The organism is Parasphingorhabdus sp. (assembly GCF_048267785.1).
GTDB lineage: Bacteria > Pseudomonadota > Alphaproteobacteria > Sphingomonadales > Sphingomonadaceae > Parasphingorhabdus.
Window position 1 is genome coordinate 220,130 of the sequence record NZ_JBLWWU010000002.1, and the last position, 19,149, is coordinate 239,278.

Here is a 19,149-nt window from a genome sequence, read left to right on the forward strand (position 1 = left end):
GCGGAACTATGAATGGATGATTGGGCAAAGACGGCTCAGGCTTGCATCTTGTCACGAGTCTCTAGTGGCAGCGAGCGCATCATTGTCACTTGCCCAGCTGGCGTAATGCCCGTGTCGACTGCCCGTACATTATATGACAAGATCTGGGATGCGCATGTCGTTGCCGAAGATGGTGGCGAGACGTTGCTCTATGTTGACCTCCATCTGATCCACGAAGTCACCTCGCCGCAGGCATTTGCGGGTCTCGCCGCCACCGGACGGAAGGTCCGTCGACCTGCTTTGGCGCTGGCGCTGTCCGATCACAATGTGCCGACGGTGAATCAAGACGCCGGTACCGGTGCTGTTACGGACGAAGAGGCACGTGCCCAGCTTGAGATGCTTGCAGAAAATGCCGATCGCGCGGGAATCGAACGTTTTGCAATGGGTGATCCGCGCAACGGGATTGTCCATGTCGTCGGCCCCGAGCAAGGGCGAACGCAACCCGGCATGACAATCGTTTGCGGTGACAGTCACACATCAACCCACGGGGCTTTTGGCGCGCTCGCCTTTGGTATCGGCACGTCGGAGGTGGAGCATGTACTGGCAACCCAGACGATTCGGCAGCGCCGCGCCCTCAACATGCGCATCAATGTTACCGGTTCGTTGTCACCGCATGTCTATGCCAAGGATCTGGCGCTCTATATCTTGCAGCAGATCGGTGTGGACGGGGCGAATGGCCATGTCATCGAATTTGCCGGGGAGGCGATCCGGTCGCTATCGATGGAAGCGCGGATGACTTTGTGCAACCTGAGTGTCGAAATGGGCGCCCGTGCCGGACTGGTTTCGCCGGATGAAAAGACATATGCCTATCTAAAGGGAAGGGCGGCATCCCCTGAGGGCGTCGCGTGGACGGCGAAGCTGGAGCAATGGCAGCTGTTGTCAAGCGACCCCGAAGCCCCATTTGATCGCCAGATAGAGATTGATGCGCGGCGTGTTCGCCCGATGATCAGTTGGGGAACCAACCCGTCGCAGATTATTGCGATTGACGAAACGGTCCCCGATCCCGCCGCCCTCCGCGACCCTGTGGCTCGGATCGAGGCTGAACGGGCACTGGATTATATGGGCCTGTCCCCGGGTATGCCGATTGCCGGATTGCGCCTCGATCGAATCTTCATCGGCAGTTGCACGAACAGCCGCATCGAAGATTTGCGCGCCGCCGCCGCTATCGTGGACGGCCGGATGGTTGCAGAGCATATCGGTGCCATGATTGTACCCGGATCCGGCCTCGTCAAAATACAGGCCGAAGCCGAAGGGCTGGATCGGGTTTTTCGCAATGCCGGTTTTGATTGGCGACAGCCCGGCTGCTCGATGTGCGTCGGCATGAATGCCGACAAATTGCTACCCGGTGAACGTTGTGGTTCGACGTCCAACCGCAATTTTGAAAACCGGCAGGGCCAAGCAGGCCGGACTCATCTGATGAGTCCGGCAATGGCAGCCGCCAGCGCCATTGCCGGCTATATTATCGATCCTGACCAGTGTTAAGCTGCATTTTCGAATCGCTCGATTGCGGTGATATGCTGTAAGGATCTGCTGATGTCGTCAAGTCCGTGGAGCAGGATGTGACGGTCGTTCTCATCGATCGTAAAGGGAATGTCTTGTTCTGAAGCGAGGGTGATTTTCTGGTTCACAAGATCGATGGTGATGGGGGCATAGTCGGACTGCACAACCAGCTCGCGGAGATCGTGGCATATCGCATCCGGTAAGGTGATCAACAACAGACCGTTCTTGCGCGAATTGGCCGCAAATATAGTACCGAAACTGGGTGCGATGATACAGCGGATTCCAAAATCCGCGACTGCCCATACGGCATGTTCACGAGACGACCCACAGCCAAAATTCCGATCCGTTATCAGAATTTCGGCATCACGACATTTCGGATGGTTGAGAATGAAGCCAGGATTGTCACTGCCATCGGCACGGTAGCGAGCTGTTTGAAAAAGATGGTTGCCGAGGCCCTTGCGGGTCAGGCCTTTCATATATTGTGCCGGAAGAACCATGTCTGTGTCTATATTTGACAGCGCCAAAGGGGCTGCTACACCTGATAAACATGTGAATTTTTTCAACGGCTTCTCCATAATCTTGTCTCGCAAGGGTAAGGGAACCGCGCGTTGCGGTCCAGACCCTTTTTGGTATTGTGGCGAGAGATCGGATTTATTATCCCGATGCCCGAGGGTTAAAATAATTCGTTGCCGCTCAATACTTTGTGTTCTAAGGATAAGTTCCATCGGCGGGTGAATCGTAACCATCCAGACACTCTAATGGGGAATTATATATAGCCATGAAAAAGGAGAGTGATCGCCATCAACCGGAATATTACACAGATCCGAACAACAGTATCGGCTATCTGGCGCGCATCGTGTTCCGGTCGTTTTCACGCCTGCTGGAGCGCGGGACGATGGTCCATAATGTTTCGGCTGGTCAATGGCGTTTTCTGCGGCAATTGTGGCTGGAAGACGGAATTACCCAGCGCGAACTGAGCGAACGGGTGGGCATGCGCGAACCGACAACGGTGGTGTCGCTGAAAAGTCTAGAAAAAGCAGGGTTCGTTGTTCGCAAAAAAACGCCGGTCGACCGGCGCAAGACTTATGTATATTTGACGCCGCATGCGAAACGGCTGGAACTGGTCCTTGCGCCGATGAATGCGGAAATTCACGAAATTGCGACCCGCGGGATGAGCGAAGACGAGGTGGCGCAGTTGCAGTCACTGATGCAGCGTGTCATCGCGAATCTGGCGGATGAAACGCGTGAATTATCGGCATCGTGGGACGTTAATGCCTAAACGTCCGGCATATCGACGCACTTCCACACCAAAAATACTATCGAACCACATCAGAGTAACAAACCAATCAGATGGTAGGAGAAACAATGACAAAAATCGCAGTAATCGCCGGAAGTGTCCGGTCGGGATCGTTTAACAGGATGCTGGCCAAATTAGCTATTGCGCAGCTGGAGGCGCATGGCGGGACGGTGACCGAGGTTGATCTGAGCGCGTTTGACTTGCCCATTTATTCGGCGGAACTGGAGGCCAATAATTTCCCGCCAGACGCCCTTCGCCTCAAGCAAATATTATCCGAACAGGACGGATTGCTGGTGGTCTCGCCGGAATATAATGGTTCGATCCCGCCATTGCTTAAAAATGCAATCGACTGGGCCTCCCGACCGACGGGAGAGGAAGGGTTGATTGCCTTTACCGCCTATCGCGGGAAAGCAGCGGCGATCATGGCCGCATCGCTGAGCCCTTTTGGCGGATTACGCGGGCTTACGCATCTACGCCAGATTTTGAACGCCGTCGAGATGACGGTGATACCGGAGCAGGTTGTTATCCCCGCGGCGCACACCGCCTATGAAAGCGATGGTCGGTTAAAAGAAGAACTGCCGACAATGCTTGTCAGTAATGCCACGGCTCGTTTGATCAAGGTCGCTAGGGCACTGGCAGAGTAGCTAAGCTGTTGCAACGCGGTCAGGCCGAGACTTCTTTTTCCGAGCCTCTTGGTCGATATTGTCTCCCCAGTCTGCGTCAAGGGCGTCGAGCAGCGCATCAAATTTTTCCTGACCCAGAAGAGATGCGATTTGCGACGTCAGGCTGTCCATCGCCAATTGCGCATCGCGGCGCATCATCTGGCCCGTTTCGGTCAGTGAAGCGATGACATGACGCCGGTCCTGCGGGTCGACATCGAGTTGCAATATGCCAAGTTTTTCCATCTGGTTAATCGTGCTGTGAATGGCCTGCCGTGAGACGCCGAGATTGCGGGCAATGTCCGATGGGCGCACGATTCCGCTCACGATATTGGTCATGACCATTGATTGCGAGCGGCTGACATCCGGCCATCCCCGATCATGCAGGCGGGCCTGGAGCCCTTCGTCCATCCAGCAGAATCGCTGAAACAGTGCAATGATGAGTTGGTTTTGACGCATAGGAGGAATCTGCTTTCCTGTCGTTTTATCGTGAGATCGTCGCTCACAAACTATGGCATGCACGCCGGTCGGGCAAGCAATAGAATGTTGCAAAAGAAAAACACTTAGCATACTATTCTTTATTTGGTGTTGGGGTATGGGGGTTTTCCGCTTGCGATAGTCGCTGATCCTCGCCGCCGACCGCTGACCATCAATAATTATTACTCATAAGAAACAGGAGACAGAATATGGACGCCAACGGAACCGAAGGGCTGGACGCGCAATTTATCGGACGGACCTCGCCGACCGCGCCGCGCATCCAGGCGGGCGGGCATCCATGCCAGGGCATTTACTGGACGGAAAGCGGCAAGCGGCCCAAAGTCGCAATCATCGCTACTCATTATAATGTCGATTTCTCCGAACATTATATTGCGCCCTATTTTGCCCGGCAGGGCTTTGGCTTTCTCGGCTGGAACACGCGCTATCGCGGAGTGGAAGACCAGTTCCTGCTCGAACATGCGGTTCTGGATATCGGTGTCGGCATGCGCTGGCTGAAGGAAGAGGCGGGCGTGGAACAGATCGTCATTTTGGGGAATTCCGGAGGTGGCTCTCTAATGGGCGCCTATCAGGCTGAAGCCATTGCCCCCACCCTGACCGATCGCTTGCCATCTGTCGGGCAGGACGCTCTGGCTGATCTGGTCAAAGGCGATCTTTATATCTCGTTCAACGCCCATCAGGGTCGGCCCGAAGTGCTGACCGACTGGATGGATGCATCGGTGATTGACGAGAATGACCCGGTCGCCACCGACCCGGCGCTCGACCCGTTCAATCCGGAAAATGGGCCTCCTTATTCCGATGAGTTCATCGCAAAATACCGCAGCGCACAGAGGGATCGCAACCAGCGGATTACCGACTGGGCCAAGGTCGAACTGAAGCGGCTGAACGATGCCGGCATTCCCGACCGGATATTCCCGATGTTCCGCTGCTGGGGCGATATCCGCTGCGTTGATCCGGCGATCGACCCGTCGGACCGCAAAGCCAACTGGTGCTATCGCGGTGATCCCGCGCTGGCCAACCGCAGTCCGAGTATCGGCCGGGCCAATTCGATCAAGACCTGGCTGAATATGTGGAGTCTGGAAACTTCGCCCTGTCAGGGCAAGCCACATCTGGTCAAGCATGATACGCCTGCGCTGGTGGTGCAGGGCATGGCGGACACCGGCGTGTTCCCCAGCGATGCCCGCAAGATATTCGAATTTCTCGGCAGCAGCGACAAGCAGCTGGAACTGATCCCGGGCGCGCATTATTTCGAGGATTCGATTGCAGAACGGCAGAATGCCGCTGATCTCGTCGGCAACTGGATCCGGGAAAAGCTTTGATGCCGACCGACGCCGGTGAGATCGTTCAAGCACTGCGGGATGCCGGCCTTACCGATACCGCAGAGCCGCTGCTCGAACCACTCACCGGCGGCGTATCGTGCGATGTCTGGAAACTTGACACGCCGACCGGATCAATCGTCGTCAAACGTCCGCTGGCGCAGTTGCGCGTCGCCGCCGAATGGAACGCGCCGGTCGAGCGCGGAGAAAGTGAGGTGCGCTGGTTAAGGCGTGTGCGCGAAGTAGAGCCCGCCATCGTGCCGGAGGTGCTTGCCGAACTGTCTGTCGGCCATGCTTTTGCGATGACATTTCTTCCCGATTGTCCGGTGTGGAAAGACGAACTGGTCGCCGGACGCGTGGATATTGATTTTGCCGCGCGGGTTGGGAGCCGGATTGCGACGGTGCATGCGGCAACCGCGAACAATATCGTTGATCGTGATAATTTCCCCAACGATGCGATGTTTCGCGCGCTACGCGTGGATCCATTTCTGCTCCATGTTGCAGATAACGATCCGGCACTGGCACCCGCGTTGCGCGACCTTGCGGAGGACCTGATGTCGCGCAAGATCGCTCTGGTACATGGTGATGTCAGTCCAAAGAATATCCTTGTGAACGGCGATAATCCGGTCTTCATCGACGCGGAATGCGCAGTTTACAGTGACCCCGCATTCGACCTTGCCTTTTGTATCACCCATCTGTTGCTCAAATCCGTGTGGCTCGACAGCGAAAAATTGCGGCAGGCGGCGGCTGCGATGGTCGATGCCTATCGGGCGGTGATCGATTGGGAGGTCCCCGACGAACTCCTGCAGCGCGCCGGACGGCTGGCCGGGGCCTTGCTGCTTGCGCGGGTCGAAGGCAAATCGCCGGCGCCCTATCTGGTCGAAGAAGAGCATAAGGATATTATACGAACGCAAGCGCGGGCGTTGATTCTCGAACCTGTGCCGATCGATGATCTTGTTACCCAGTGGAAAAGGACTTTTGTATGACTTCACGTATCGCTTCTGTTACCGGCCGCCAGCTTTGGGATTCTCGGGGACGGCCAACGGTAGAGGCTGAAGTGACGCTTGAATCGGGTGTGGTCGGACGGGCCATCGCGCCTGCCGGAGCGTCGCGTGGCGCGCATGAAGCGGTTGACCTGCGTGACGGTGGCGACGCCTTTGGCGGCTATGGCGTCGACCACGCCGTAAAGGCAATCGGCGACGAAATTTCGCCCGCAATAATGGGCATGGATGCCCGCGAACAGGGCGCGGTTGATGCCGCCCTGTGCACACTGGATGGCACACCAAACAAGGCGCGTCTGGGAGCCAATGCAGTCGTCGCGGTGTCTATGGCTGTGCTGCACGCTGCTGCTGCAGCCGCGGGCATGCCGATCTGGCAATATCTTGCAGATGGCAAGCCGGTGCGCATACCGCTGCCCGAGATCCAGATTTTCGGCGGCGGCGCCCATGCCGGTCGGCGCACCGATGTGCAGGATTTCATGATCATGTGCCCCAGGGCCGGAAGTTTCCGCCGGGCGCTGGAAATCACCGATGATGTTTACCGCGCTGCTGGCCGCCTGATGGAAGAAAAGGGGCCGTTGACGGGCGTCGCTGACGAAGGCGGCTGGTGGCCTAATTTTTCATCGAACGAGGACGCGCTCGACACGCTGACCCGCGCCATTGAAGCCGGTGGACACCGTGCCGGCGAAGATGTGTTCATCTCGCTCGATATCGCAGCCAATGAACTGGGAGATTCTTCCGGATATAATCTTGCGCTTGATGACCGGCGGTTGTCCGGAGAGGAAATGGGCGCGCGAATCATCGAGTGGACAAAACAATATCCGATATTGTCGGTCGAGGATCCTGCGGGACAGGATGATTGGGTAACGATGGCGGCCGTGACGGCGGCGGTCGGTGATCATGTACAGATCATTGGTGATGATGTGCTTGTGACCAATGCAAAGCGGGTGGCGGATGCGCATGATGCCGGTGCGTGCAACGCCGCGCTGATCAAGGTTAACCAGGTTGGCACTGTGACAGAGGCCAAGGCCGCGCTTGACGCGGCGGTATCACATGGCTGGGGCGCAATTGTCTCGGCGCGGTCGGGCGAGAGCGAGGATGTCACGATTGCCCATCTCGCGACCGGATGGGATGCCGGGCAATTGAAGGTCGGCAGCTTTACGCGCTCCGAACGCATGGCGAAATGGAACGAGATGTTGCGGATCGAGGAAGCCATGGGCTGCGATGCGACATTCGCAGGAATATCGGCATTTGCGGCTCCGATTGCGGAGGCGTTGGCATGATCGTTCTGCACGCCCGCCCGAGCCCCGGTTTTCGCGCTGAAGTGGAGAATGTTTTCGGTCCCGGAGTCGTAAGGCATGTCGACGAAGCCGCATCGCTCGAGAGTGTTGCGGGAGAAATCACGACCTTACTCCACGTGCTGACGCCGGTAACGGCAGAATTCATCGCCTCGGCCCCCAATCTCAAACTCATTCAGAAAATCGGCGTCGGGGTGAACACCATCGCGCTTGATGCAGCCCGCGAACATGGTGTGGCGGTGTGCAATATGCCGGGCACAAACAGCCAGGCTGTGGCGGAAATGGCGCTTTCGCTGATGATGGCGGTGTTGCGCCGGACTTGCTTTTTTGACGCGCGGACGCGTGGCGGGGAAGGATGGACCGCAGATCCTTCGGAGCTGGACAATGTCGGCGAAATTGCCGGACGGACGGTCGGTCTCGTCGGCTTTGGCAATTCGGCACAACGGTTGGCGCCGGTGCTGGCGGCACTGGGCGCGAAAGTTGTTTATACCGCCCGCAGCCCGCATGATGTGGATTATGAATTCTGGCCGCTCGAGCGGATGGTGGCCGAATGCGATATCCTGTCGCTCCATATTCCGCTTACCGAGGAGACACGGGGGACGATTGATCCGCTGGCAATGAAAGCTGGCGCGGTTCTGGTGAATACGGCGCGGGGTGAACTGGTCGACGAGGAGCGGTTGAACCGGGCGCTGGCGTCCGGGCATTTGCGCGGTGCTGGGCTGGATGTGTTCATGCACGAACCGCTGGAGCCGTCAAACCCACTGCTTGACCGCTCCAATGTCGTCCTGGCACCACATATTGCGTGGCTGACGCCCGAAACGCTGACGCGCAGTCTGACGGTTGCGCATGAAAATTGCCGGCGGTTGACCGCCGATGAACCCCTTTTGCATCAGGTGATCTAATGTCTCTTCCTATCGTACTTATTACAGGCCAGCTTCTCACCGATGCAGTGTGGCAACCGCTGCTGGATGCATGGAGTGACCGCGAGTTGATTGTTGCGGACAACCGGAACGGCGAAACCATCGGCGATATGGCGCAGGCATTGCTCGATAACGCGCCGTCAAAATTCATATTGATCGGCCATGCGATGGGCGGCTTTGTCGCCTTTGACGTAATGCGCCGCGCACCGGAGCGCGTGGGAAAACTGATCTTGCTTTCGACGCTTGCGTCCGCCGATGGCCCGGCACAAACCACGCGCCGGCAGGGGTATATCGACCTGGTTGAGAGCGGAAAATTCGATCAGGTGGTCGAAGAGCGTATTCCTATATTATTTCCCGAAGCGAGGCGGAACGATGAGCGCTTGCTCGGCATCGCACGGAAAATGGCAGCGGATACCGGCGCGGATATATTCCTGCGGCAGCAACGGGCAATTATGGGGCGTTGTGACAGTCGGCCGCAATTGCATGATATTAAGGTGCCGACCTTGCTCGTCTGGGGCGATCAGGACGGTATTACCACCCGGGCGCATCATGACGAGATATTGCAGGAAATCCCCGACGCGCGCTTGGAGATAATCGAGGGGGCAGGACATTTGACCACCGTCGAAATGCCGGATGTGGTTGTCCCCCTGCTCACAAATTTCATTGATGCATAAGCGTTTGCGATAGGCGAAGCTGCAGAGCGGGCCGGGCTAAGCGATCTCCGCTCGCACGATTGCAGCGCCGTCGACCATGGCTTTCAACTTTTCCAGTGAATGGTGGCGGCTGTGATATTTCATTCCACAATCGGGGGCAATCCACAGCCGCTCGGCGTCGACATAGCGCAGAGCCTCGCGGATACGGCCGGCGACGATCTCCGGCGTTTCGACTTCCGCTGTGGACAGGTCAAGCACGCCGTACATGATCATCTTGCTGGGCAGTTCGGCGAGGATTGCTGGATCAAGCTTGGGCTGCGCTGCTTCCACCGAAATGATATCAACCACTGACGCATCGAGTTCGGCAAGGAAATCATAGGCTTTCGGCTTGGGCTTGGTCGAGCCTGCGCCATGATGCACCATGGCATAGCCGAAGCAGATGTGCAGCGCCGTCGTTCCGTCTACGCCATCCAGCGCCCGGTTGATTGCTTCAATGGCATAAAATTGGGCATCGTCTGCGCGCGCCTGAAGATAGGGCTCGTCGAGTTGTACCACATCGACACCGGCGGCAAACAGGTCCTTGACCTCCGCGTTTACGGCATCGGCATAGTCCATCGCCATCGCGCGATTGTCCGGATAATAGCCGTTTTCGGCCTGTTGCGTCATGGTGAAGGGGCCGGGCAGAGTCAGCTTGACCGGCCGTTTGGTGTGACGCCTCAGGAATGCAGCATCCTGGGATTCAATCGGCGCAAGGCGGCGGATCGGCCCGGAGACGAGCGGTACTGGATTGGCCTTTCCGGTACGGTCGATTGCCGTTCCGTGTTTCTCTTTATCAATACCCGATAACGCGGTGGCGAGACGGTTCGAATAGCTTTCGCGGCGCATCTCGCCGTCGCCGATAATATCGATTCCTACCTCTTCCTGATCGCGGATTGCCATAAGCGTCGCTGCTTCCTGCGCTTCGCCCAGCCATGGTTCGGCTATGCGCCACAATGTTTCGGCACGCACGCGTGGGGGCAGGCTGTGATTCAGGCGTTCACGGTCAATCAGCCAGTCAGGCTGGGGATAGCTTCCAACAATTGTCGTTGGCAAAATTTGGTGTTTGAGCAAGGCAATATCCTAAAAAATGTCTGGCCAAGTAATTGCTTAGTATTCTATCTAGTGCAAGTATATAGTGTGCAAAGGAGAGCGAGATGATCGATTTGGATGCCATTGGGACCTTGGCGGATATTCCCCGGGTGCAGGCGCGTGTCAGGGGCGACGTGATCGCGATCAAGTTCGGCGAGCGCGAAACAAGTTACGCATCGTTGGACATGGAATCGAACCGTGTTGCCCATGCGCTGATCGCAGCAGGCATATCTCCGGGCGACCGTGTGTCGGTGTTGGCCAAAAACCACGACAGATGGTTTCCGGTTTTCTTTGGCAGCGCTCTCGCACGGGCTTGCCTGGCGCCGGTCAATTGCCGCCTTGCCGCCGCGGAAATAGCGTTCATACTGGATGATGCGCGGCCAGAAATATTGTTTGTGGGAGAGGATCTGTTCGACTGCGCGCTTGAAGCCGTTGCCGATCTCGCCGCGCCGCCGCGCTTGGTTGCGCTCCATGGTTCTCATCCTGATTTCGAAGAATTTGATGATTGGCTGGGCGACGCGGCCACGTCGCCGCCAAATGATCCGCCGCAGCTGGGCGACGATGTTTTGCAGCTTTATACCAGTGGCACCACCGGGCACCCCAAAGGCGTCGTGCTTGGCAATCAAAATTATCGCAACTTTCTTGAGATGGCGAGCGAAATTAGCGGCTTTGCCTATGACGAAGGCGAGACGGTTATGATCGTCATGCCATTATTTCATGTGGCTGGCACCAATGTCGCCTTTTCCGGACTGGCTCAGGGCGGGCGCCTGCTTCTGGTCAGAGAATTCAGCGCGTCCGATTCAATCCGGATGATGACCGAGGAGAATGTGGCCCATGCGTTTCTGGCTCCGGCGATGATCCAGATGATGCTGCAGGAACCTGCCGCCAGCGATAGTTCTTATCCGGCGTTGCGGTCCATCGCTTATGGCGCATCACCCATTGCTGAAGATGTATTGCAGCGTGCCCAAGCGACGTTCGGATGTGATTTCGTGCAATTTTACGGAATGACCGAATCCAGTGGTGGTGGCTCAACCCTTTCTCCGGCGGCCCATAAACTTGCAGGCAAGTTGAAATCCTGCGGTCAGCCATGGCCGAATACGGAAATGGCAATATTGGACGGTGACGGCCGACCGCTGGGTGATGACGAGATCGGCGAAATTGCGATCCGCGGTGGTATCGTGATGAAACATTATTGGAACCGTGCCGAGGCTACGGCCGAAACATTGGTCGATGGCTGGCTCCATACCGGCGACGTCGGTTTTCGCGATGCGGATGGCTTTTACTTCGTGCACGACCGGATCAAGGACATGATTGTTTCCGGCGGCGAAAATGTCTATCCGGCTGAAGTGGAAAGCGCGATAATGGGATGTCCCGGTGTCGCCGATGTCGCGGTGATCGGCGTGCCCGATGACAAATGGGGCGAAGCGGTAAAGGCGCTGATCGTTCCATCTGCTGAGCTGCGGCCCGACCCTGCGGACGTCATCGCATGGGCACGCAAGCGGATTGCGGCTTTCAAAGTACCGAAAAGCGTCGAGATAATCGACGAATTGCCGCGCAATCCGTCGGGCAAAGTGCTCCGCCGTGAGTTGCGCGCGCCTTATTGGGAAGGCCGCGACCGCGCCGTGGGATAGGCGCCGCTTTCAGATTACGCCCTGTCGGGAACAATCTGTCCGGATAAAAAAGGCCCGGCGCAATGGCCGGGCCGGAAAGGCTTAAAGAAGCGGGATATCATTCTGCTGGAACGGCAGTCCGTCCGACAACCAGGCCTTCGCGTTTCGTGCCGTCGGCCTGGACCGGGTCATGGGCGACATCGCTCTCGTCGAATGTTTTCGTCCACGCGGCAAATTCCAGACAGATGCCGTCGGGGTCAAAAAAGTAGACCGAACGAACATAGACATCATCGTTTATCTCGTCCGAGGACTGGGTTGGAGAATTATCATGGTTGAGTATCTTCGTGACCTCGACACCCTTGGCAACCAGCCGGTCATAATATTCGTCGAAACGTTCGGCAGGAACGTTGATCGCGATATGGTTCATCGATCCGTGGGCCGACATGAAATTACCTTTTGTCGGTAGCGCTTCGGGCGCCGCGATGCCGGGAACCGATTCAGGGGCGTCGGGAAACCAGAAAAAGGCAATGCTGTCGCCATTGCCCACGTCAAAAAAGAAATGCTGGCCGCTTCCATTAGGAAGATCGAGGGTTTTGATCAAGGGCATGCCCAGTATGTCCCGATAAAATTCGACCGTTTTTGCCATATCCTTGCACACTAATGCGAGGTGGTTGACACCGCAAAATTGAAATTCGCTATTTGTAGCTGTCATAATTTATCTCCTGTTGAGGCGGTTTTATTGCGGTGCGATATTTGCTGTTATCGGCCACGTTCCGCCGTTCCTTATGTTTACGCTTGTACCATATGAGCCAATAACCGTCAATCTCCTTGACGGTTATTCTTTTGAGGCCGGAGCGCTAAGAAAGTCGGCAGCATCAAAGCCTTCGGGCGCCGCAACCTCGACTATCGGATCTGCACGGTCGTCGAACTCAAGCTTCAGAGCGCGGGTGATGATCGCATGCATGTCATACAGGCATGTGATATAGGTGAACTCGAAAATCTGTTCATCATCCCAGAAAGTTTTGAGCTTGTCGAAAATTTCGTCCGGTACGCGCCCATCAGCCTGGGTCAGGCAATCGGCATAAGCGAGCACCGCGCGTTCTTTCTCATTATAGCAATCGGCGACCGTCCAATGTGCGATGGATGCGATTTTCTCTTCGCTTACACCCAGTCCGCGCAACGATTTGCAATGTTGTGAAAAGACAAACTGGCTACCCTTGACCCAGCCGGCCCGCGTCTGTCCCAGTTCCCGCAGCACAGGATCAATCTTGCGCGCCGGGTGACGATAGACGCCGAATCCGTCGACAGCATGTTTGAAAATGTCCGGCGCGAGCGCAAATACAGTCCACCAGTCGCCCGGTGTACCCGTTGCGGTACCTGGTTCGGCCACGGGGTCGCGGTCCCCGAACAGACGGTTATAATAAGCAAGTACGGTTTCATCGGTGACTTCAGATCGGGGAACCTGGCGTAGAACGGGCATGATTTACTCCTTAAGCATATTTGCGGAATGCAGCGACATGTGCCGAATCAAAATATTCGTCGAGCCGCGTGATTTTGCCATTTTCGATTTTGCAGATGATCGCGCACGGCAGACGCACCTCTATATCGTCCTCGACACGCCTGCCGGTGAGGACATGTTGCTGGACGAACCCGCCCGGGTAGACCGACAGGCGACGGTCGGCGTAACGACGGTTCTTGATCCGCTTGACCATACCGGTCAAAGTCTGTGCGGTTTGGGCGGGGCTGACAATCAGCTCGTCCGTATTGTGCCAGATTTCTGCGTCGGGCGTGAAGCTGTTTTGCATTGTTTCTATATCGCCCGCTTCAATCGCGTCGAAAAAGCTCTGAGCCAGCTTGCGGATATCAATGTCTTTGGTCAAAACGGTCTCTCCCAATTTTGATACGGAATATGCGCTCGCCATCGACCGTATGTGCGTCCGAAATCGCAATGTCGGGCGATCTGGTATGTCCGGTGATAAATGCCGGCTTCCCTGAAACATCCATCATTCGTCAAAATCTCCGTCGAGATATTTCGTCATTCTGAATTGGGCGATTCCGGCGGTGACCGCGAATGGCATAAGTGCGATTAATGCCCAGCGCAGACTTTCGTCGCCATATACCGGTTTGAATCCGTCGCTGACGATCCCGGCGAATAGCGGACCGAGGCCGAGCCCGACGATATTGAACATCAGCATCAACACCGCCGCAGCGGTGGCACGCGAACGGGGTGGCGTTAGATTTTGCACCAGTGCCAATGCGGGCGCGACATAGACAGTGCAAGCCGCCATTGGAATAAGCATCAGTGCGAGAGATATCTGCCAGCTGTCGACAAGCAGAGCAGCGATGAAGGTCGGGACCATAACCGCGGTCGCAATCGCCGGGATCGTACCATATGCGCGTGCTGAGCGTTGCGCGGCGCGGCTGACAAGCCAGCCGCCGCCGAGAATTCCGATGCCGAAGGTGATGCCCGCAGCGGGCGCGAACCAGGTCGAAATGGCCGATAGTGGCATTCCCTGTGTGCGCATCAGAAAGGCCGGAATCCAGTTCAACATGCCGTAACTTACAAAGGCGGCAAGGCCACTGGCGATCATCAACATGCGCAGCGATGGCCTGCGAATGAACATCGCAAGACTCTGGCTGAAGGGCAGGGCTTCGTCGGCGGGCTTGTTGGCGTCCATCTCACCGCGCGCGGGTTCGCGCACCAGCCAGATCAATAGCGGAGCGACGATGATGCCGATCACGCCAATAGCGAGAAAGGCGCCGCGCCAGCCGACATGGATGGCGGCCCAGCCACCAAATGCTGCGCCGACAAAGACACCGAACGGACCATTTAAAGTGAACAGTCCGATGGCCAGCGGCCGCCGGTTCGGCGGATAGAGGTCAGCGATAACCGATAGTGACGGTGCTGTACCGCCAGCCTCTCCCGCACCGACGCCAAATCGGATCACCGCCAGTTGCCAGAAGTTCGAAACCATCCCGCATGCAGCGGTAAAGCCGCTCCACACAATGCAGGCAATGCCAATCAGCTTTACGCGGTTCCAGCGGTCGGCGATCATTGCGACCGGAACGCCCATCGCGGCATAGAACAGGGCAAAGGCAAGGCCGGTAAGCAGTCCGAACTGGGTATCGCTAAACTGCATTTCGGCGCGAATTGGTTCGACAAGCACCGACAAAAGCTGCCGGTCGACAAAGTTGATCGTGCCGACAAGGAATAGCATGCCCAAAGCGAAATTACGCCGGAGGACTGTTATCCCGTCGGATGGCGCTGCGTCCCCATTTACATAGGTGGTCTGCGACATATCTCTCCCAATCGCCAATTTTCAATATATCCAAAATGCTTGGATATATGAGGTTATCTGCAAGTCCGGTTTACGAGTGTCAGGATGGACGGGGTTGCTCGCCCACCATAGAGAATCCCCCTGCCGTGCAGGACAGGGGGATTCTCTCTACAAAGTGCCGAGACACGAGATGTGATCCCCGGCCGCGACATTCAGAAGCTCGCGCCGAGCGTCGCGCCGAATGTCCGTGGTGCCCCGTAGAAACGTTGATCGAAAAATTGCGCGGTTGGCGTGAATGCCGACACATAGGTTTTGTTGGTCAGATTCTTGCCCCAGATCATAACCCGAAAACGCTCGTCCAGACTTTGCCAGCTCACAGAGCCATCGACCAGGACGAAATCTCCGGTCCGACCACCCGGATCGTTGGCGACAGTTGAATAATAGGTGCTTTTATACTGCATAGCCGCACGGAACGAAAGATCACCGGAATTGCCAAGCGGAACGGTATATTCGCCGGACACCTGAGTCTGCCATTTGGGGGCGCGCACCAGTTTAAGATCCGTTTGATCGGTATCGATCAGATAGGTTCCATTGGGTAATGTAGTGACGACGCCGCACTCGGACACCGGTACAGTTGGCGACGCGGACGGGCCATCGATATCGGCGCAGAAATCGGTATATTTAGCATCAAGATAGCCGATATTGGCCGACAGCCGGAAGTTCCGCGCCGGTTTCAGCGTTGCTTCCAGTTCCAGCCCCTGAGTCGTTGCCGAGCCGATGTTGAGCTGCGCGGTTTCCTGGCCGGACGCAACATTGAGATTGGGGAAGAAGACGCCGAATTCCAACTTCTTGAATTTGGTGACGAAGCCCGTGAGGTTGAGGCGAAGCAGATTATCGAAGAAATCGCCCTTGAAGCCAGCCTCAAAAAGTTCCGATGTATTGTCATCTGTCGGACCAGCGGTCGTCGGAGTCGCTGACCGGGCACCGAATCCGCCGCCCTTATAGCCCTGACTGAAACCGGCATAGACCATGACATCGTCGGTCAGGCGATAATCGACCCCGGCCTTAAACGTTGTTCGGCTGCGGTTGGTGTCCAGCTTGAATGCTTTGCCTGCCGCTAGATTGGCGTTGGCAATCGTTTCCATCTCGTCCAGCGATTTGACCGTTGACCGCGTCGTGAAAAAGGAGGGAGACAGCAAGGTTCCTGTCGGGTCCCGGAAATAGTCCTTCGATTCCCAGCTTTGCCGGACGCCGAGCGTCAGGTTCAACCGGTCGGTTATACCATAGATCGCCTGGCCAAACAGGGCCTTGGCGGTATTGTCTTGCGTTACGAAATCCTGGCTGCCGAAGTTCAGCGTTGGTGCGAGGAGGACGGGGAGCGTCGGAAAGGCTTGAGACAGTTCGAAACTCTGTTTCAAATAATAGCCACCGAAAACGAGGCTAAGCCGCGCCAATGCGTCCGACCGGTCCGAAAAATCGGATTGCAGACGAAGTTCCTGGCTGAACTGACGGTGCTCCTGAACGCGGAAAGTGGGAAAGAAAAAGATTTCCGACTGGTCAAAATCGCTGTCGTTGAAATCGTCAGTTTCGATATAGCCCGTGATCGATTTTGCCTGCCATGAACCCAGGTCGAGGCCAATATTGCTGATCAGGCCGAGCTGATCGGTGTCGTGATTGCCTGGAAAATCTCGCCCGATTGTGAAGGCGCCATCATCCGGCTCCTCGAAGCCATAAACGAGCCACAACAGCTTGTCTCGGGCAGGGCCAGTGTCACCGCCGGGCGCACCGGACCTGTCGTGGACAAGAAAAGCCTTTAGATTGATGTCGAGATTTTCCGTGGGGTTGATGACAACTGTTCCCCGCAGCGTCAGTCGATCCTGCTTGCCGACCTTTTGCCCATTCAGACGGTTGGTGAAGAAGCCGTCATAGGTTTCCTTGTTGGCAACCAGTCGAACCGCCAGCTTGTCCTGGATGAGCGGCATATCGATCGCCGCGCGCGCATCCATGCGACCGTAATTGCCGAGGGTTATTTCCGTCTGTACGCCCCAGTCCCAGCCCGGGTTCTTGGTATAGGCGGCGATGCCGCCGGCAAGTGAATTCTTACCGAATGACGTGCCCTGCGGTCCGCGCAGCACCTCAATGCGATCCAGATCGAACGTGTCGAGCATGGTCGCAACCGGCCGCGTGATGAAGACCCCGTCGATTGCAACGCCGACCGGACTTTCTTCGGTTGATTCAATGCCCTGCGCACCAAGGCCGCGAATGAAAATGGCCGCCGAGTTAGAAAATGTCGCCACTGGCTGAATGCTGACATTTGGTGTTGAAGGTGCCAAGTCGGTGATGTCGCGGGCCGCAATCTTGGTCAGTGCATCATCGCTAAAGGCCGAAATGGCTTGCGGGACATCCTGCAGGGATTCGTCCTTGAAACGCGCGGTAACGATGATTTCGTTCGTATCCCACGCGCCATCGGCGGGAGTGGATTCATCGACGGTGGTCTGCGCCGTGGCGGTTGTGTTGTATGACATTATGGCTGCGATAGCCGTGCCGGCGAGTAAAATCTGATTCCGAGCTTTCATTTGGGTCCTCCCTTAAGAACATTCTGAATATTGCGCCGACGGTTTGAAAGGCATGCATCCAGGTCTTTCACCGTCAATCTACTTGACCCTTAGTAGACTAATTGTTTTAAGTTTGTCCATAGCTTTGAAACAAGGATTCGAAATATGAGCGAAAAAAATATGACGACGGCTTCGGGGGAACTGCTTAGTCGATATCTGTGCACCGTGGAATTCGACGTAGACGGCGGAATCATTGCGATTGGGGCCTCTCCCTTTGGTGATCAGAGAGCGGGGTATGTCACCGGCGGACGCATCACCGGCCCGCGCATTAACGGAAGCGTTTTGCCTGGCGGCGGGAACTGGTCACGTGCCGGACGGTTGGGAAGCGACTCATCGGTTGGTACTTTCGACGCCCGCGTGGTTTGGCAAACCGAGGACGGGGAAATGATTTACGTGACCTATAGCGGACGCAATGTCATCCCGGATGACGTCCGTCGGGAATTTGTTGATCCGGCGCAGCCCTATGTTGACCCGGATCGCTATTATCTGAGAATCGCGCCGGTATTTGAAACGGCGAGCGAAAAATATAACTGGTTGAATGGTGTGCTTGCGGTGGGTGTCGGTGAACGCACCAGCTTCGGGGTTCGCCATATTATTCACGAGATTCGCTGATATGATCGACCTCCATTACTCGGCGACCCCGAACGGCCAGAAGATTGCCATCATGCTCGAGGAGATGAGCGCCTCCTATCGCGTGCTCCCCTATGATATTTTCAACGGCGATCAGCTGACGCGGGCATTCGGGCGGATCAACCCGAACCACAAGCTGCCCGCGATCATCGATCATAACCCCGATGGCGGCGGTGAACCGGTGACCGTTTTCGAATCCGGAGCGATCCTGCAATATCTCGCGGAAAAATGTGGAGATTTTCTACCCGTATCGGGTGCGTCGCGGGCTGTGACGCTGTCATGGCTCAACTGGCAGGTCGCGGGACTGGGGCCCATGGGCGGACAGGCAAGCCATTTCTTGCGCTACGCTCCCGCCGGTCAGGAATATGCCGTGGAGCGCTATACAGGCGAACTGAACCGGTTGCTGACAGTGCTGGAAACACAGTTGGCGAAAAGCCGTTATGTAGCAGGTGATGCGTATAGCATCGCCGATATCGCGATCTGGCCGGGGCGGGCCTCTGCTTTTGTCTTGGGCGTTGATCTGGCTCGCTGGCCTGCGACGCACGCCTGGTTTGAAAATATCCGCAAACGGCCGGCAGTCGCGCGTATGATGAGCCGCGCCGATCTTGCTGCGCCTGCCAAATATGTTGGTCGGGTCCAGAAGCTCGACGACCAGGAATGGTCGAATATGTTCGGCGCCGCCAATCAAGCGGCGGTCACGGAGGAATAGTCCG

At 56.6% G+C, this 19,149-nt stretch carries 19 protein-coding genes; 11 read left to right on the forward strand and 8 right to left on the reverse strand.

The genetic code is table 11. From position 1 onward, the window contains the following. Nucleotides 1-105 precede the first annotated feature (105 nt). Nucleotides 106-1,521, forward strand: coding sequence for a 3-isopropylmalate dehydratase large subunit (gene leuC / locus ACN0VD_RS03085; protein ID WP_417591611.1), 1,416 nt, complete (start codon nucleotides 106-108; stop codon nucleotides 1,519-1,521). Here leuC and leuD read toward each other — a convergent pair. Continuing rightward, the gene (gene leuD, locus ACN0VD_RS03090) at nucleotides 1,518-2,285 is read right to left on the reverse strand and encodes a 3-isopropylmalate dehydratase small subunit (RefSeq protein ID WP_417591489.1); all 768 of its coding nucleotides are present in this window, start codon (nucleotides 2,283-2,285) and stop codon (nucleotides 1,518-1,520) included. The two genes, leuC and leuD, sit on opposite strands and share 4 nt — an antisense overlap. Nucleotides 2,286-2,317: 32 nt before the next feature. Between leuD and ACN0VD_RS03095 the strand changes: the two genes are divergently transcribed. Together ACN0VD_RS03095 and ACN0VD_RS03100 are read left to right on the forward strand one after the other, a co-directional pair. After that, a complete protein-coding gene (locus ACN0VD_RS03095; protein ID WP_417591491.1) occupies nucleotides 2,318-2,818 on the forward strand; it encodes a MarR family winged helix-turn-helix transcriptional regulator in 501 nt (166 codons plus the stop codon). A gap of 86 nt (nucleotides 2,819-2,904) precedes the next feature. Then, nucleotides 2,905-3,480, forward strand: a complete 576-nt coding sequence (locus ACN0VD_RS03100; protein WP_417591493.1) for an NADPH-dependent FMN reductase — start codon at nucleotides 2,905-2,907, stop codon at nucleotides 3,478-3,480. On the opposite strand, the gene ACN0VD_RS03105 is transcribed toward ACN0VD_RS03100, so the two are convergent. Next, nucleotides 3,481-3,906: a MarR family winged helix-turn-helix transcriptional regulator gene (locus ACN0VD_RS03105; protein ID WP_417591495.1), complete on the reverse strand. Its 426-nt coding sequence runs from the start codon at nucleotides 3,904-3,906 to the stop codon at nucleotides 3,481-3,483. 275 nt (nucleotides 3,907-4,181) lie between these two features. On the opposite strand from ACN0VD_RS03105, the gene ACN0VD_RS03110 reads away from it, so the two are divergent. Genes ACN0VD_RS03110 through ACN0VD_RS03130 form a run of 5 tightly spaced genes read left to right on the forward strand, consistent with a single transcriptional unit; the run spans nucleotide 4,182 to nucleotide 9,196 of the window. Continuing rightward, nucleotides 4,182-5,309 carry an alpha/beta hydrolase gene (locus ACN0VD_RS03110; RefSeq protein ID WP_417591497.1) on the forward strand — a complete coding sequence of 376 codons (1,128 nt, stop codon included), beginning with the start codon at nucleotides 4,182-4,184 and terminating at the stop codon, nucleotides 5,307-5,309. Beyond that, entirely contained in the window at nucleotides 5,309-6,292 is a 984-nt protein-coding gene (locus ACN0VD_RS03115) for a phosphotransferase family protein (protein WP_417591499.1), read from the forward strand. Before ACN0VD_RS03110 ends, ACN0VD_RS03115 begins: the two co-directional genes overlap by 1 nt. Then, entirely contained in the window at nucleotides 6,289-7,587 is a 1,299-nt protein-coding gene (eno, locus tag ACN0VD_RS03120) for a phosphopyruvate hydratase (RefSeq protein WP_417591501.1), read from the forward strand. The genes ACN0VD_RS03115 and eno overlap by 4 nt, the downstream gene beginning before the upstream one ends. After that, on the forward strand, nucleotides 7,584-8,504 hold the full coding sequence (locus ACN0VD_RS03125; RefSeq protein WP_417591503.1) for an NAD(P)-dependent oxidoreductase: 921 nt from the start codon (nucleotides 7,584-7,586) through the stop codon (nucleotides 8,502-8,504). The genes eno and ACN0VD_RS03125 overlap by 4 nt, the downstream gene beginning before the upstream one ends. Further along, entirely contained in the window at nucleotides 8,504-9,196 is a 693-nt protein-coding gene (locus tag ACN0VD_RS03130) for an alpha/beta fold hydrolase (protein WP_417591505.1), read from the forward strand. The genes ACN0VD_RS03125 and ACN0VD_RS03130 overlap by 1 nt, the downstream gene beginning before the upstream one ends. Before the next feature lie 36 nt (nucleotides 9,197-9,232). Here ACN0VD_RS03130 and ACN0VD_RS03135 read toward each other — a convergent pair whose 3' ends face one another. Next, entirely contained in the window at nucleotides 9,233-10,285 is a 1,053-nt protein-coding gene (locus ACN0VD_RS03135) for a 5-methyltetrahydropteroyltriglutamate--homocysteine methyltransferase (RefSeq protein ID WP_417591507.1), read from the reverse strand. Nucleotides 10,286-10,368: 83 nt separating this feature from the next. Between ACN0VD_RS03135 and ACN0VD_RS03140 the strand changes: the two genes are divergently transcribed. After that, nucleotides 10,369-11,934, forward strand: a complete 1,566-nt coding sequence (locus ACN0VD_RS03140) for a long-chain-fatty-acid--CoA ligase (RefSeq protein ID WP_417591509.1) — start codon at nucleotides 10,369-10,371, stop codon at nucleotides 11,932-11,934. 97 nt (nucleotides 11,935-12,031) lie between these two features. Here ACN0VD_RS03140 and ACN0VD_RS03145 read toward each other — a convergent pair whose 3' ends face one another. From ACN0VD_RS03145 to ACN0VD_RS03165, 5 genes are all read right to left on the reverse strand, one after another. Then, nucleotides 12,032-12,625 (reverse strand): VOC family protein, encoded by a 594-nt coding sequence (locus ACN0VD_RS03145; protein WP_417591511.1) that lies wholly within the window; start codon nucleotides 12,623-12,625, stop codon nucleotides 12,032-12,034. A gap of 123 nt (nucleotides 12,626-12,748) precedes the next feature. Next, complete coding sequence (locus ACN0VD_RS03150; RefSeq protein WP_417591513.1) at nucleotides 12,749-13,393, reverse strand: carboxymuconolactone decarboxylase family protein; 645 nt, start codon at nucleotides 13,391-13,393, stop codon at nucleotides 12,749-12,751. 10 nt (nucleotides 13,394-13,403) lie between these two features. Beyond that, a complete protein-coding gene (locus ACN0VD_RS03155) occupies nucleotides 13,404-13,793 on the reverse strand; it encodes a nuclear transport factor 2 family protein (protein ID WP_417591515.1) in 390 nt (129 codons plus the stop codon). 123 nt (nucleotides 13,794-13,916) lie between these two features. Beyond that, nucleotides 13,917-15,212, reverse strand: coding sequence for a spinster family MFS transporter (locus tag ACN0VD_RS03160; RefSeq protein WP_417591517.1), 1,296 nt, complete (start codon nucleotides 15,210-15,212; stop codon nucleotides 13,917-13,919). A gap of 191 nt (nucleotides 15,213-15,403) precedes the next feature. After that, nucleotides 15,404-17,767, reverse strand: coding sequence for a TonB-dependent receptor (locus ACN0VD_RS03165; protein WP_417591519.1), 2,364 nt, complete (start codon nucleotides 17,765-17,767; stop codon nucleotides 15,404-15,406). 144 nt (nucleotides 17,768-17,911) lie between these two features. Between ACN0VD_RS03165 and ACN0VD_RS03170 the strand changes: the two genes are divergently transcribed. Both ACN0VD_RS03170 and ACN0VD_RS03175 read left to right on the forward strand, forming a co-directional pair. Then, nucleotides 17,912-18,418, forward strand: coding sequence for a DUF3237 domain-containing protein (locus ACN0VD_RS03170; protein WP_417591521.1), 507 nt, complete (start codon nucleotides 17,912-17,914; stop codon nucleotides 18,416-18,418). Between the two features lies 1 nt (nucleotide 18,419). Further along, a complete protein-coding gene (locus ACN0VD_RS03175) occupies nucleotides 18,420-19,145 on the forward strand; it encodes a glutathione binding-like protein (RefSeq protein WP_417591523.1) in 726 nt (241 codons plus the stop codon). Nucleotides 19,146-19,149 lie beyond the last annotated feature (4 nt).